Origin of the sequence: Saccharomonospora iraqiensis subsp. paurometabolica YIM 90007 (genome assembly GCF_000231035.2) — a bacterium.
Lineage (GTDB): Bacteria > Actinomycetota > Actinomycetes > Mycobacteriales > Pseudonocardiaceae > Saccharomonospora > Saccharomonospora paurometabolica.
In genome coordinates, this window is the sequence record NZ_KI912203.1 from 5,740 (window position 1) to 20,748 (window position 15,009).

Sequence of the window (15,009 nt, forward strand, 5' to 3'; positions counted from 1 at the left end):
CAGCCGCTCCGTGGCCGCCCGCACCTCCGGGGCGGCCGGCCCCCGGCCCCGGGGCCACACCGGGTCGCACCGGCCGTCGCGGGCCAGGAGGAAGGAGAGCACGTACCGGTCGACCCCGGTCGCGCGGGCCGTGGCGGCGAGATCCGGGATGCGCGGGCCGAGGTACACGTACGGTGCGACGGTGGCCGGGCCACTCCGCTGCTCCGGGGAGCACCCGGTCGACACCACGGCCGCGGTCACCGTGAGCACGGCGATTCCAGTGATCGTCCGCCGGAGCGTCCCGTAACGGGGGGTCGTGGTCGACGACGCGACCACGCCCGGCCTGCCGGGCCCGTGCGTCTGTGCGGAGGGGATGGCCACGCCTGCGCCGTCCTCCTTCCCGCTCCGGTCCCGGTCCGGACCCGGGGGCCACCCGGATCCCGCACCGCACGCACCGACAGTCCACTCACGACACAACTGCCCCGGACATCGGACACGACACCCCTGCGCCCGATCCGTCCGGTTGCCTTCAACAGAACCGTACGGCGTGCAAATATCGACTACCAGTCCCCGACCGGGGGAGCTCTCGATTTGGACACTCCACATGAGACTGTCATGGGGAACACCGACCGGACGCCCGGTGTCCCGGACATGCGAACGGCGCACGCGGTGTGCTCACCGCGTGCGCCGTTCCCCGGGAGATCGTCGGCGTCGGGGTGCTGAGGTGCGGCGGGCCCGCACGGGCACGCCCCGGGTCCGTGCCCGGCGATCCGTCCGCCGGAGCGCCCGCCCCGGGGTCAGGGCTTGAGCACCACCTTCGTGTAGCCCTCCTCGCGCCGGTCGAAGCGGGCGTAGGCGTCCGCGGCCTCGTCGAGCGGACGACGCTGGGAGACCACGAAGCTCGGCTCGGCCCGGCCCGCGATGATCAGGTCCCGCAGCTGCCGGTTGTAGGCCTTCACGTTGGCCTGTCCGGACCCCATCCGCAGGCCCTTCTCGAAGTAGCGCCCGATGTCGATGAGCAGCCTGCCGTGCCGGGCGTCCTCGGTCGGCCCGCCCGGGTCCTGCGGCAGGTAGAGCCCGACCACGCCCATCGAACCGGTCGGCCGCACCGTCTCGATCAGCTGGTTGAGCACGATCGCGGGCTGTTCGGTGCCCTCGGGCACCGTCGCCTGGTAGCCGACGGCGTCGATACCGCGGTCGACACCCCCGTCGGTCTGGTCGCGGATGGTCTCGGGGGGGTTGACCTTGCTGAAGTCGACCGCGATGGCGCCGATCTCCTCCGCGGTGCGGAGCCGGTCGGCCACCTTGTCCACCACGAACACCTTGGACGCCCCGCGCAGCATCGACGAGTAGGCCGCCATGAGCCCCACCGGACCGCCGCCGTAGACGGCGACCGTGTCCCCGGGCGAGACCCCGGCGAGCTGGGTGGAGTGGTACCCGGTCGGGAAGATGTCGGCGAGCATGGCGAAGTCGTCCTCGTGTTCCTCGCCGGGCGGCAGGTGCAGACAGTTGAAGTCCGCGAACGGGACGCGCAGGTACTCCGCCTGACCGCCCTTGTACGGCCCCATGCCGACGTAGCCGTAGGCGCTGCCCGCGAAGCCGGGGTTCGCCGTCAGGCAGAAGGCGGTGTTGCCCGCGAGGCAGTTGCGGCAGAAGCCGCAGGCGATGTTGAACGGCAGGACGACGCGGTCACCCTTGCGCACGGAGGCCACCCCGGACCCGACCTCCTCCACGATCCCCATGTTCTCGTGGCCGAAGACGATGCCCGGCTCCGCGGCCGTCCGCCCCTCGTACATGTGCAGATCGGACCCGCAGATGGCGGTGGTCGTGATGCGGACGAGGACGTCGGTGGGGTCCTCGATGCGGGGATCGTCGACCTCCTCCACGCTGACCTCGTTGGTTCCCTGATACACCACAGCCTTCATGACACGCTCCCTGCTTCGTCGGATGGGACTCCGGTCGTCGGCTACCCACACACGGCGCGGACATACCGCCGCACGGCCACCCGGGAGGGTGGCGGTCCCGGGAAAGCGCACGCCCGTGGACGCGGACCGGAACTGTCGGCCCCCTCAGCTACGACATCGGGCAGGACCGCGGGAGTCGGACACACCCGGTCGGGGCACACCGACGACCGCGGAAATGTCAGTCATGGGTGACCACGGTTACGGTAACCGGGTCCATGGGCGTGAGGAGCGACGATGACAGAGGTTCGGGTCCTGGTCGGGACGCGCAAGGGGGCGTTCATCCTGACCGCCGACGGACGTCGGCGGGACTGGCGGGTGGACGGACCGCTGTTCACCGGCTGGGAGGTCTACCACGTGGCCGGGGCGCCGAGCGCGCCCGAGCGGCTGTACGCGTCCCAGTCCGGCGGGTGGTTCGGGCAGGTGGTGCAGCGCTCGGACGACGGGGGCCGCTCGTGGGAGCCCGTGGGCAACGAGTTCACCTACGACGGCGCGGTCGGCACCCACCAGTGGTTCGACGGCACCCAACGCCCGTGGGAGTTCACCCGGGTGTGGCATCTGGAACCCGCGCTGTCCGACCCGGACACCGTCTACGCCGGTGTCGAGGACGCGGCACTGTTCCGCTCGACGGACGGCGGTGTCACCTGGCGGGAGCTGCGCGGGCTGCGCACCCACGGGTCCGGCCCGTCGTGGCAGCCGGGGGCCGGGGGCATGTGCCTGCACACCATCGTCCAGGACCCCCGGGACACCTCCCGGATGCACGTGGCGATCTCGGCGGCGGGCGCGTTCCGCACCGGGGACGCCGGCGAGACGTGGGAACCGGTCAACAAGGGTCTGGCCTCGGAGGGCATCCCGGACACCGAAGCCGAGGTGGGCCACTGCGTCCACAACCTCACCCGGCATCCCGACCGGCCGGACGTGCTCTACATGCAGAAGCACTGGGACGTCCTGCGCACCGACGACGGCGGGGAGCACTGGTACGACATCGGGGACGGCCTGCCGAGCGACTTCGGCTTCCCGATCCAGGTGCACGCGCACGACCCGGACACGGTCTACGTCGTGCCGATCACCAGCGACACGGCGCACTTCCCGCCCGACGGCAGGCTCCGGGTGTACCGCAGCCGCGTCGGTGGCCACGAGTGGGAGCCTCTGACCGAGGGACTGCCGCAGCGCGACTGCTACGTCAACGTGCTGCGGGACGCGATGGCTGTGGACACGCTCGACGAGTGCGGGGTGTACTTCGGCACCACCGGCGGGCAGGTCTACGCCTCACCGGACGCGGGCGGGACCTGGGCGCCGATCGTGCGGGATCTGCCCGCGGTCCTCTCCGTCGAGGTGCAGACCCTGACATGATCCGCGTCGCCCTCCCCGCCCCGCTCCGCACACTGGCCCGCATCGACGGTGAGGTCGAGCTCGACCTCACCGGCACCGTGACACTGCGCGACGTACTCGACGAACTGGAGGCCCGGCACCCGGCACTGCGCGGCACCCTGCGCGACCACACCACCCGGCAGCGTCGCGCGTACGTGCGGTTCTTCGCCTGCGCACGGGACCTGTCCCACGACTCCCCGGACACACCGCTGCCCGAACCGGTCGCCCGGGGCACCGAGCCGTTGCTCGTGGTCGGGGCGATGGCCGGTGGCTGAGACCCGCCCGGAGGCGCCGGGAACAGGTCGATGGCGGTGCGGGCCGGTGACGGTGCCGATCGGCGGCGGGGGTCAGCCGAGTGTGACCGGGAGCCGTTCGACCCCGTAGACGATGGAGCTCTGCCGGAAACCCAGGTCCGCGACGGGGACGGCCAGCCGCATCGACGGGAAACGCCGCACCAGCGCCGGGTAGGCCGCCCGGAGCTCCATCCGGGCGAGCTCGGCCCCGACGCACCGGTGCACGCCGTGCCCGAACGCCAGGTGGGAGGTCGGCGCCCGGCTCCCGTCGACGACGCCGAGTCCGTCCCCCAGCGCCCGGTCCCGGTTCGCCCCGCTGAGCGAGACGACGACCATGTCGCCCCGGGAGATCGGCACCCCGCCGATCTCGACGTCGTCGCGGGCGAACCGGGGGAAGGCGACCTGCACCACCGTCAGGTACCGCAGGAGTTCCTCGACGAAGTCGGGGACCGCCTCGTCGGAGTCGTGGACCCGCCGGAACGCCTCCGCGTCCCGCAGCAGTACCAGCGCGCCGAGGGAGAGCATGCTCGCGGTGGTCTCGAACCCGCCGGTGAGCACCCCGTCGGCAAGCTGCGCCAGCTCCCGGTCGCTCACCTGGTCGCCGTGCTCGGTGATGATCATGCCGAGCAGCCCGTCCCCCGGGTTCTCCCGCTGTGCGCGCACGACCCCTTCCAGGTACTCCAACGACTGCGAGATCGCCCCGAAGGACTGTCCCGCACCGCCGAACAGGTCGAACCGGGTGACCGCGTGCCGCTGGAACTCCTCGCGGTCGGCGTAGGGCACCCCCAACAGCTCGCAGATCACCAGCGACGGGATGGGCAGGGCGAACTCCTCCACGAGGTCCACCGGCTCGTCGGCCGCGGCCATCGCGTCCAATCGTCCGGAGACGATGTCCGCGATCTCCGGCTTCAGCCGGGAGAGCCTGCGCATCGTGAACTCGGGGGTGAGCAGCCGGCGCAGACGGGTGTGCTCGGGAGGGTCGGTGAAGCCGAGCCCACCCGGGTCGTCCTCGGCACCCATCCCGGTATGCCCCGCGATGTTCGCGAAGTCGTTGCTGAAGGTGGTGGCGTCGGCCAGCACCGCCTTCGCCTCGGCGTAGCCGGTGACCAGCCAGACGGTCGGCCCGAACGGCACCGGCAACCGGCTCACCGGTTCCCGCTCCCGCCGCCGGTCCAGTTCCACGACGGGGTCGAGCACCTCCCGCCGCAACGGCATCAGCGCTCCGTCGGGCAGCGGGAGGTCGGCGAGACCGAGCCCCTTCCTCCGGGCCCGCGCGACGTAGCGTCGCGCGAGGAACGTCGTGATACCGGAACGTAGCTTGCCCACGGCCGCAGACGGTATCAACACGGCAGGCCCGTCCGTGGGGGATGGCGCGGGTCGACCCCGGGCCGTCCCGCGCCCGGACGGGACGACCCGTCCGGGCGGGCCGCCGGGCCGGGTCCGGGCGGTCAGTCCGAACCCGGCGCGTGCACCTGGACATCGGCGAGCAGCTTCGGGACCAGTTCGTCGATGTCCAGGCGCCGTTCCACGCGCTCGAACTGCGCCGGTGTCGTCCTGGTGGCCACCCTCGGCGGGGCGAGCAGGCTGCAGCAGTCCTCGTCCGGCAACGTCGAGATCTCCGCCGTGCCGATCCGGCGCGCCTCGCCGATGATCTCGTCCTTGTCCCAGGCGACGAGTGGGCGCAGCAGCGGCAGCGCCGACGCCTGCTCGACGGTGGCCATGTTCGCCAGCGTCTGACTGGAGACCTGTCCCAGGCTGTCCCCGGTGACCAACGCCTGCGCGCCCAGCTCGGTGGCCAGGGCCTCGGCGGTGCGCACCATGAGCCTGCGCTGGGCCACGACCTGGAGATTGCCCGCCCCCGACGTGGCCAGCGTGCGTTGCGCATTGCCGATCGGGATCACGTGCAGTCGCGAGTCCCCCTGGAACCGGTCGAGCTGGCGGGTCAGCGCGTAGGCCTTGTACGTCGACGACGGCCCCGTCAGCGGCGCCCCGGTGAAGTGGAGGAAGTCGCAGCGCAGCCCACGCCGCATCGCGCGGTAGGCCGCCACGGGCGAGTCGTACCCACCGGAGAGCATCACCAGCGCGCGCCCGCTCGACCCCACCGGCAGGCCGCCCCGGCCACGCTGCCGGTCCAGGCCGACGAACACCTCCCGCTGGTCGACCTCGATGGTGATCTCCACGTCCGGATCACCGAGGTCGACCGGCCAGCCCCACTCCTCGACGACCCTGCTGCCCACGTGCGCGGCCAGCTGCTCGGAACTCATCGGGAAGCTCTTGTCCCTGCGGTGCGCACGGACGGCGAACCGGCGCGGCGCGGTCCCGGCCGGGCTGCCGAACCGCTCGGCCAGCGCCCGCAGAACCGTGTCCACGGTGTCCGCCGCCGAGCGCCCGCACCGGAGCACGGGCTGGACGACGCTGACCCCCAGCACCCGCTGCGCGCGCTCGACGAGTTCCTCGCGGGGCAGATCACCGGACAGCACGACCACACCCGGCCGCTGGGAGATCCGCACGGGGGCGGACGCGCCCGCGACCGCGTGCTGCACCGCCTCCCGCAGGTACCGCTCGAACGTGCCGCGGTTGCGCCCCTTGAGCATCAGCTCGCCGTACTTCAGCAGCACGCACGACCGTGCCATTCGCTCACCTTCCGTGCTTCTCCCGATCGACGCCGAAGGCGTCGACGGGACGATACTTCTCGCGCCCCCGGGCCGGTCCCGTCCCGACCCGGGGTCCTCCGCGGCCCGCCTGCCGGCGCCGGACGGCCGGACGCCGTCGCGGGACCGGTGAGCGGCTCAGCCGGTGGTGGACACCGTGGTGTCCGGCTCCCGCGGGCTCGGCAACGGTGTCCCTTCCGCCGGTGCGGACCCCTCCGCCTCCGCGGAAGCGGGCTCCACCGCAGTCCCGTCCGCGTCCGAGCGGTCGGTCCCGTCCCCCTCCGGCACCGTCTCCCCGGTCCCGTCCGGGGCGGCCCCGTCCACGGCGGTGCGGTCCGGGGTGGTCCCGTCCGTGAGGTCGTCCGGCACCGTCTCGATCAACGGCAGCGCGCCCTCCAACGTCCGCCGCGCCGAGCTCAGCTCGGCGGCGACCCGACGACGGGCCGTCTCCAGCGTACAAACCCGGGCCCGGGCCCGGTCCACGACATCGGCGGCCTCCTGTGCGGCGTCCGCCACGATCCGGTCGGCCTCGGACCGCGCGGCGGCCTCCCGTTCGGCGAGCGCGCGGTTCGCCTCGTCCCTGCGGGCGGCGAGGTTGCGCGCGAAGTCCTGTTCCAGTTCCTGCCTGCGCCGGGTCGCCCGTTCGTCGAGTTCGCGGCGCCGCCGCTGCGCCCGTTCCTCCGCCTCGGCGGCCTCGGCCTCCCAGCGGGCTCGGCGCTCGGCCAGCTCGTCCTGCCTGCGCTCGTGTTCGCGCAGCATGTGTTCCTCGCGGTCGTCCAGCTCCGCGGCGCGGTCCCGCGCGGCGGCCTCCGCCTCGGCGCGGATCTCGAGCGCCTCGGACTCCGCGAGCTCCACCATGCGCAGCAGACGTTCGGACAGCCCGTCCGACTCCACCGGGGTGCCGCAGACGCGGTCGAACCGGTCGCGCAGACCGTCGTAACTCTCCCGCAGGGCCGCCAGCTCCGTGCCGTATCTGTGCGCGCGCTGGGCCGCGGCGTCCCGTTCCGCGGCCAACAGCCGCACGGTCTCCACGACACCACGCACGTACTCGTCCACCTGGTCGCGGTCGTAACCCCGCCAGGTCACCGGAAAAACGGTGCGCGGCGGCACCTGGCCGTCCGGTTCTGCTGCGCTGCTCATTTCCACCTCGCCCCGACTCGCGTTGGATCGGCCAACCCTAAACGCACGTGTCGACAAGGATAGTGAGGTGGTCCACCCCATGATCGAGAGGTGTCGTCGCCCACCGGGCCTCCCACGGGGGGAACCCGGCGGTGTCCCGCACGCGGACGCCGGCCCGCGGGCGGGTGGGACGGTGGTGACCGCTCGCCGTTGAACGGCCACCACCAGCTTCTTCTCGCGCGCGACCGCGTGCCTCAGCGGTCGCGGGTGTGCCCGGGAGGGCTCACCGGTCGTTCAGCGGCGACCAGTGGTCGAGCATCTCCGCGAAGGTCTCGAAGGCGGGCTTGGACGGGCCGTACGGGGCCTCGAGGTGGATGCTCAGCGGGAAGCCGAGCTCACCCACCCCGTCGACGACCCGCTTGTACAGGTCGACGACCGCCTTCTTCCGTTCCGCGAAGCTCTTCTCCGCGACCCGGGCGACGAACTCCTGTTCCTGCTTGACCACGTCGTTGCCGGGGTCCTGGATCAGCCAGTCGATCAGGCCGACCTTGGTCTCCGCGCTCGGGATGAACCCGAACGACAGCAGGATCTCCGGCCGGTGCGGGGTCTGCCGGGCGAAGTCGGCCAGGAAGTCGACGATCGCCTCGGAGAACAGCAACTGCGTCATGGCGAACGTGGCGCCACTGTCGCACTTGAAGTTGAACCGGCCCTGCTCCCCCTCACGGGTGGGGATCAGGATGACGCCGCGGTTGTCCACGACGTCGGTGAACTCGGACAGCGCGTCGGTCGGGGGCATGCCCGGCCCGTCGCCGTCGCTCATGGTCCGCGGCACCCCGACGAAGGTGATGCCGTCCATGCCCGAGTTCCGCAGCGAACGCAGCCGCTCGGTGAGCTGCGGCTTGTCGTGGAACGCCGTGACCTGCGTGCACAGTCCGCGCACGTCCTCCCCGATCACCGGCCGGACCGTCTCCCAGAAGTCCAGGGTGTCCATCTTGGGCTTCATCTCGATGGGACGGTCGGGGTCCTCGGCGATCATGCCGGGAATCATCAGGTGCTTGATCTGATCGGTCATCCCGGTCGCCCGGCAACTGTCGACGACCTTCTGACCCACTTCCACCGCCTCCTCGACACCGCCGTCGAGGTTCGGGGGAACGAGTTCCAGTGCGATGGTCTTCATGATTCTCTCCCGCTCCGTTCGCCGTCACCGACCGCCTGGGGCCCGGCCCCACGCAGACCACCGCGCGTGGCGGGGCCTGCGTGGGGCGGGGCCGACGAGGTGAGGCTCAGTAGCGGTAGTGCTCGGGCTTGTACGGGCCCTCGACGTCGACGCCGATGTACTCGGCCTGCTCCTTGGTCAGCTTGGTCAGCTTCACGCCGATGGCGTCCAGGTGCAGCACGGCGACCTTCTCGTCGAGCTTCTTCGGCAGGACGTAGACCTGCTTGTCGTACTCACCGGGCTTGGTGAACAGCTCGATCTGGGCCATCACCTGGTTGGTGAAGCTGTTGGACATCACGAAGCTCGGGTGGCCGGTCGCGTTGCCCAGGTTCAGCAGGCGGCCCTCGCTGAGCACGATGACCGAGTGGCCGTCGGTGAACCGGTACTCGTGCACCTGCGGCTTGATCTCGATCTTCTGGATGCCCGGGGTCTTCTCCAGGCCGGCCATGTCGATCTCGTTGTCGAAGTGGCCGATGTTGCCGACGATGGCCTGGTGCTTCATCCGGGCCATGTGGTCGGCGGTGATGATGTTGAAGTTACCGGTCGTGGTCACGAAGATGTCGGCCGTCTCGACGACGTCCTCCATCGTGACGACCTCGTACCCCTCCATCGCGGCCTGCAGCGCGCAGATCGGGTCGATCTCGGTGACCACGACGCGGGCGCCCTGACCCCGCAGCGACTCGGCGCTGCCCTTGCCGACGTCACCGAAGCCGGCGATCACGGCGGTCTTGCCCGCGATCAGCGTGTCGGTGGCGCGGTTGATGCCGTCCACCAGCGAGTGCCGGCAGCCGTACTTGTTGTCGAACTTCGACTTGGTGACCGAGTCGTTGACGTTGATCGCCGGGAAGAGCAGGTCACCGGTCTTGGCGAAGTCGTAGAGACGCTTCACACCGGTGGTGGTCTCCTCGGTGACACCCTTGACCGCCTCGGCGATCCGGGTGAACCGCCCGGAGTCCGCGGCCAGGCTCTTGCGCAGGGTGGACAGGACGACCTTGAACTCGTCCGGGTCCTCCTCCGTGGCCTCCGGCACGGCGCCGGCGGCCTCGAACTCGACACCCTTGTGCACGAGCAGCGTCGCGTCGCCGCCGTCGTCCAGGATCATGTTCGGGGCTTGGTCACCGAACTGGAACAGCTGGTCGGTGCACCACCAGTAGTCCTCCAGCGTCTCGCCCTTCCAGGCGAAGACCGGGACACCGGCGGGCTTGTCCGGCGTGCCGTTCGGGCCCACGACGACCGCCGCGGCGGCCTCGTCCTGGGTCGAGAAGATGTTGCACGACACCCAGCGGACCTCGGCACCGAGCTCGACGAGCGTCTCGATCAGCACGGCGGTCTGCACGGTCATGTGCAGCGAACCCGCGATCCGGGCGCCCTTGAGCGGCTTGGACGCCGCGAACTCCTTGCGAGTCGCCATCAGGCCGGGCATCTCGTGCTCCGCCAGCCGGATCTGGTGCCGCCCGGCCTCGGCCAGGTTCAGGTCGGCGATGGCGAACTCGAGACCGTTCACCTTCTGCAACTTCGCGCTCATGTTTTCCTTTCCCTCGTTGCGGGTCGTGCCCGCTGATCAGGTTCCGCCCGCGGGTCGTGCCCGCGGATCAGGTGTTGAAGTACTTCGCCTCGGGGTGGTGCGCCACGATCGCGTCCGTGGACTGCTCCGGATGCAGCTGGAACTCCTCGGACAGCTCCACACCGATCCGCTCGGCGTCCAACAACTCGACGATCTTGGCACGGTCCTCCAGCTCCGGGCACGCGCCGTAGCCGAGCGAGAACCGCGCGCCCCGGTAGCCGAGCTTGAAGAACTCCTCGACGTCCTCCGGGTCCTCGTCGGCGACCTGCTTGCCCGAGGAGAACGTCATTTCCTGCCGGATGCGGCGGTGCCAGTACTCCGCCAGCGCCTCGGTGAGCTGCACCGAGAGTCCGTGGATCTCCAGGTAGTCCCGGTAGGCGTCCTTCGCGAACAGCTCGTTGGCGTGGTCGGCGATCGGCTGGCCCATCGTGACCAGCTGCAACGGCAGCACGTCGACCTGTCCGGTCTCCTGGACCTTCTCCTTGGACCGGTAGAAGTCCGCCAGGCAGAACCGCCGGTCCCGGCGCTGCCGGGGGAAGGTGAACCGCATCCGCTCCGGGGCGTCCGGCTCGTCCTTGTCCAGCACCACCAGGTCGTTGCCCTCGGAGTAGCACGGGAAGTAGCCGTAGACCAGCGCGGCGTGCTGCAGGATGCCCCTGGTCGACAGTTCGTCGATCCAGGCCCGCAGCCGCGGCCTGCCCTCGGTCTCCACGAGCTCCTCGTAGGTCGGGCCCTCGCCCTTCTTGGACCCGCGCAGACCCCACTGGCCGAAGAACGTGGCACGCTCGTCCAGCACCGCCAGGTAGTCGGCGACCGAGAGCCCCTTGACGACCCGCGAGCCCCAGAAGGGCGGGGTCGGCACCGGCACGTCCGGGTCGACGTCCGACCGGGTCGTGTCGTCCAGGCTCGGCTCCGGCTCCTGCTCGGCCTTGCGCTTCTCGGCGATCCGCTTGGACCGTTCGCGGCGGGCCTTGCGCTCCTCCCGCTTGGCCTTCTCCGCCTCGTTCTCCTCCAGGGCCTCGCCGCGCTTGACCGCCATGATGCGGTCCATCAGCGTGAGCCCCTCGAAGGCGTCCTTGGCGTAGTGGACCTCACCCTCGTAGACCTCGTCGAGGTCGTTCTCCACGAAGGTCCGGGTCAGGGCCGCGCCGCCGAGCATCACCGGGAACTTCTCGGCCACCCCGCGGGAGTTCATCTCCTGCAGGTTGTCCTTCATGATCACCGTGGACTTCACCAGCAGGCCGGACATGCCGATGGCGTCGACCTCGTGCTCCTCGGCGGCCTCGAGGATGGCGTTGATCGGCTGCTTGATGCCGATGTTGACCACGTCGTAGCCGTTGTTCGACACGATGATGTCGACCAGGTTCTTGCCGATGTCGTGGACATCGCCCTTGACGGTGGCCAGCAGGAGCTTGCCCTTGCCGCCCGAGTCGTCCTTCTCCATGTGCGGCTCGAGGTGCGCGACCGCGGTCTTCATCGCCTCGGCCGACTGGAGCACGAACGGCAGCTGCATCTGCCCGGAACCGAACAGGTCACCCACGACCTTCATCCCGGCGAGCAGGTCCTCGTTGACGATCTGCAGCGGCTTCTTCTCCTGCATCGCCTCGTCGAGGTCGGCGTGGAGGCCGTTGAGCTCGCCGTCGATGATGCGCTTCTGCAGCCGCTCGAACAGCGGGAGCTTGGCCAGCTCCTCCGCACGGGAGGCCTGGTTCGAGGACGCGGTCTTGCCCTCGAACAGCCCCATGAGCTTCTGCAGCGGGTCGTAGTCCTCGGCACGCCGGTCGTAGACCAGGTCGAGCGCCACCTGCTTGGGCTCGTCCTCGATCTTGTTCATCGGCAGGATCTTCGACGAGTTCACGATCGCCGAGTCGAGCCCGGCCTCGCGGCACTCGTTGAGGAACACCGAGTTGAGCACCTGCCGCGCCGCCGGGTTCAGCCCGAACGACACGTTCGACAGCCCGAGCGTGGTCTGCACGCGCGGGTGGCGCTTCTTCAGCTCGCGGATCGCATTGATCGTCTCGATGCCGTCCTTGCGGACCTCCTCCTGGCCCGTGGTGATCGGGAACACCAGGAGGTCGATGATGACGGCGGACTCGTCGAGACCCCAGTTCTCGGTGAGGTCGGTGATGGCCCGTTCGGCGACCCGCAGCTTCCAGTCCGCGGTCCGCGCCTGGCCCTCCTCGTCGATGCAGGTGACGACCACGGTCGCACCGTGCTCGACGGCCATCTTCATGACGCGGTCGTAGCGCCCGCCGGGCTCGGTGCCGTCCTCGTAGTTGATCGAGTTGATCGCGCACCGGCCGCCGAACCGCTCCAGGCCCGCCTCGATGACGTCGGCCTCGGTCGAGTCGACCATGACCGGCAGCGTGGAGGACGTCGCCAGCCGCGAGGCCAGCTCGATCATGTCCTCGGTGCCGTCCCGCCCCACGTAGTCCACGCAGAGGTCGAGCAGGTGCGCGCCCTCGCGGGTCTGCGCCTTGGCGATCTCGACGCAGTCGTCGTAACGCTGCTCCAGCATCGCCTCGCGGAACGCCTTCGAGCCGTTGGCGTTGGTCCGCTCGCCCACGTTGAGCAGGGAGGCTTCCTGCTCGAACGGGATCGCCTGGTACACCGACGACACCGAGGGCACGACCTCCGGCTCGCGCTCCTTCGGCGTCAGGTCGGACACCGCGTCGACCACCGCGCGCACGTGCTCACCGGTGGTGCCGCAGCAGCCGCCGACCAGCCGGGCGCCGAAGTCGGTGACGAACTCCTTCAGCGAGGCCGCCAGCTCGTCCGGCTGCAGCGGGTACACCGCGCCGTTCTCCCCGAGCTCGGGCAGACCGGCGTTGGGCATCACCGAGATCGGCACCGTCGCGTGCTCGGCCAGTACCCGGAGGTGCTCGGTCATCTCCGCCGGGCCGGTGGCGCAGTTCATGCCGATCATGTCGATGCCGAGCGGCTCCAGCGCGGTCAGCGCCGCACCGATCTCGGAGCCGACCAGCATGGTGCCGGTCTGCTCGACCGTCACCTGCGCGATGATCGGGATGCGCCGGCCCGCCTGCGTCATGGCGCGCTTGGCGCCGACGATCGCGGCCTTCGTCTGGAGCAGGTCCTGCGACGTCTCGACGAGCACCGCGTCCGCGCCGCCGTCGAGCAGGCCGAGCGCGTTCTCCTGGTAGTAGTCCCGCAGCAGCGCGTAGGGGGCGTGCCCGAGCGTCGGCAGCTTCGTCCCGGGGCCCATCGAGCCGAGCACGAACCGGGGCTTGTCCGGGGTCGAGTACTCGTCGGCGCACTCGCGCGCCAGCGAGGCGCCCTTCTCGGCCAGGTCACGGCAGCGGTCGAGGATGTCGTACTCGCCGAAGTTGCCGTAGTTGGTGCCGAACGTGTTCGACTCGATCGCGTCGGAGCCCGCCTCGAGGAACCCGCGGTAGATCGAGCGGACGACGTCCGGCCTGGTCTCGTTCAGAATTTCGTTGCAGCCCTCGAGCTGGGCGAAGTCGTCCAGCGTGAGGTCGTACTCCTGCAGCGCGGTACCCATCCCACCGTCGGCGACGAGCACCCGGCGCTGCAGTTCGTCGAGAAAACGACTATCCATGATGATTCACACCCGCAGCTTGGACTCGATCTCGGCCGCGGCGTCGTTGCCGTAGGCCCTGGCCACGCGGTCGGAGAAGTCCGCACGGTCGAGCGGGTATTCCTGCGGGCCGACCGTCTCGAGCACGATGCTCGCGAGTGCACAGCCGGCCTGCGCCGCCCTCTCCATCGTCATCTTACGGCTGATTCCCCACAGGAAGCCGGACCGGAACGCGTCGCCGACCCCGGTCGGCTCCACCGGCTCCACGTCCGGGATGGCGGGCAGCGAGATCGTGTCGTGGCCGCGGCCCTCGATCCGCACACCCTCGCCACCGTGGGTGCTGACCCAGGTACCGACCCGGTCCAGGACCTCGTCGGCCGACCAGCCGGTGTGCTTGAGCAGCAGCGAGCTCTCGTACTCGTTGGTGAACAGGTAGGCCGCGCCCTCGACGAGCTTCTTCACGTCCTCGCCCGGCATGATCGCCAGCTGCTGGGAGATGTCGGCCGCGAACGGGATGCCGCGCTGGCGGCACTCCTCGGTGTGCCGCAGCATCGCCTCGGGGTCGTTGGGCGCGATGACCACCAGGTCCAGCTCGCCCACGCGGTCGGCGACGGCCTGGATCTCGATCTCGCGGGCCTCGCTCATCGCCCCGGCGTAGAAGGAGGCGAGCTGATTCTGGGTCTCGTCGGTGGTGCACATGAAGCGCGCCGTGTGCTTGTCGGCGGAGACGTGCACCGACTTGGTGTCCACGCCGTGCCGCTCCAGCCAGGAGCGGTAGTCGTCGAAGTCGTGGCCGACCGCGCCGACCAGGATCGGCGTCAGGCCCATGCGGCCCAGCGCGAACGAGATGTTCGCGGCCACACCGCCCCTACGGATCTCCAGGTCTTCGACCAGGAACGACAGCGAGACGTTCTCCAGCTTGTCGGCGACGAACTGGTCGGCGAACTTGCCGGAGAACGACATCAGATGGTCGGTCGCGATGGATCCGGTCACCGCAATGCGCATTCAGGCACTCCTCGGAAAAAGGCTGCCCCGGTGGGGGACGGGCCGCCGTGTGGGGCGGCCCGCTCCACCGGCCCGCCCCGGTGGTCGTGCACCGGGGCGGGCCGGGTGGAGGCAGCCGGACAATAGTTGGGACGCAGTGTCGTGTGAGCTCCTCAGGCCCTCGTCGTGCCGGATCCCGCTGGAAAGCCCGCGGTGCGGGCCGTCGAAGGGGATCCGCCGTGCGGGGCGCGCCCGGACGCCCCGCACCGACGGGTCCTCGTGCGGGGCGCCGCGGTTCCGGCGTCCGGGCACGGG

General features: G+C 70.5%; 10 protein-coding genes and 1 pseudogene. 2 read left to right on the forward strand and 9 right to left on the reverse strand.

Going from position 1 to position 15,009, the window contains the following annotated elements:
• Both SACPADRAFT_RS33705 and SACPADRAFT_RS0202875 read right to left on the reverse strand, forming a co-directional pair.
• Positions 1-360 (reverse strand): annotated as a pseudogene (locus SACPADRAFT_RS33705) (hypothetical protein); the annotation flags it as partial.
• A 416-nt stretch (positions 361-776) separates the two neighbouring features.
• Complete coding sequence (locus tag SACPADRAFT_RS0202875) at positions 777-1,904, reverse strand: glutathione-independent formaldehyde dehydrogenase (RefSeq protein ID WP_007024491.1); 1,128 nt, start codon at positions 1,902-1,904, stop codon at positions 777-779.
• Between the two features lie 273 nt (positions 1,905-2,177).
• Between SACPADRAFT_RS0202875 and SACPADRAFT_RS0202880 the strand changes: the two genes are divergently transcribed.
• Positions 2,178-3,293, forward strand: coding sequence for a WD40/YVTN/BNR-like repeat-containing protein (locus SACPADRAFT_RS0202880; RefSeq protein ID WP_007024492.1), 1,116 nt, complete (start codon positions 2,178-2,180; stop codon positions 3,291-3,293).
• Entirely contained in the window at positions 3,290-3,586 is a 297-nt protein-coding gene (locus SACPADRAFT_RS0202885; RefSeq protein WP_007024493.1) for a MoaD/ThiS family protein, read from the forward strand. Before SACPADRAFT_RS0202880 ends, SACPADRAFT_RS0202885 begins: the two co-directional genes overlap by 4 nt.
• Before the next feature lie 72 nt (positions 3,587-3,658).
• On the opposite strand, the gene SACPADRAFT_RS0202890 is transcribed toward SACPADRAFT_RS0202885, so the two are convergent.
• The 7 genes from SACPADRAFT_RS0202890 to SACPADRAFT_RS0202920 all read right to left on the reverse strand — a co-directional run bounded on the left by SACPADRAFT_RS0202890 (position 3,659) and on the right by SACPADRAFT_RS0202920 (position 14,715).
• Positions 3,659-4,930 (reverse strand): cytochrome P450, encoded by a 1,272-nt coding sequence (locus SACPADRAFT_RS0202890; protein WP_028662169.1) that lies wholly within the window; start codon positions 4,928-4,930, stop codon positions 3,659-3,661.
• A gap of 122 nt (positions 4,931-5,052) precedes the next feature.
• Positions 5,053-6,237: a tRNA uracil 4-sulfurtransferase ThiI gene (gene thiI / locus SACPADRAFT_RS0202895; RefSeq protein WP_007024495.1), complete on the reverse strand. Its 1,185-nt coding sequence runs from the start codon at positions 6,235-6,237 to the stop codon at positions 5,053-5,055.
• Between the two features lie 156 nt (positions 6,238-6,393).
• Positions 6,394-7,395: a DivIVA domain-containing protein gene (locus SACPADRAFT_RS0202900; protein WP_007024496.1), complete on the reverse strand. Its 1,002-nt coding sequence runs from the start codon at positions 7,393-7,395 to the stop codon at positions 6,394-6,396.
• 262 nt (positions 7,396-7,657) lie between these two features.
• On the reverse strand, positions 7,658-8,551 hold the full coding sequence (locus SACPADRAFT_RS0202905; RefSeq protein WP_007024497.1) for a mycobacterial-type methylenetetrahydrofolate reductase: 894 nt from the start codon (positions 8,549-8,551) through the stop codon (positions 7,658-7,660).
• Between the two features lie 106 nt (positions 8,552-8,657).
• Complete coding sequence (gene ahcY, locus SACPADRAFT_RS0202910) at positions 8,658-10,115, reverse strand: adenosylhomocysteinase (RefSeq protein ID WP_007024498.1); 1,458 nt, start codon at positions 10,113-10,115, stop codon at positions 8,658-8,660.
• Positions 10,116-10,182: 67 nt separating this feature from the next.
• Positions 10,183-13,731, reverse strand: a complete 3,549-nt coding sequence (gene metH / locus SACPADRAFT_RS0202915) for a methionine synthase (RefSeq protein WP_007024499.1) — start codon at positions 13,729-13,731, stop codon at positions 10,183-10,185.
• A gap of 6 nt (positions 13,732-13,737) precedes the next feature.
• Positions 13,738-14,715 (reverse strand): carbohydrate kinase family protein, encoded by a 978-nt coding sequence (locus SACPADRAFT_RS0202920; protein WP_007024500.1) that lies wholly within the window; start codon positions 14,713-14,715, stop codon positions 13,738-13,740.
• Between the last annotated feature and the right edge of the window lie 294 nt (positions 14,716-15,009).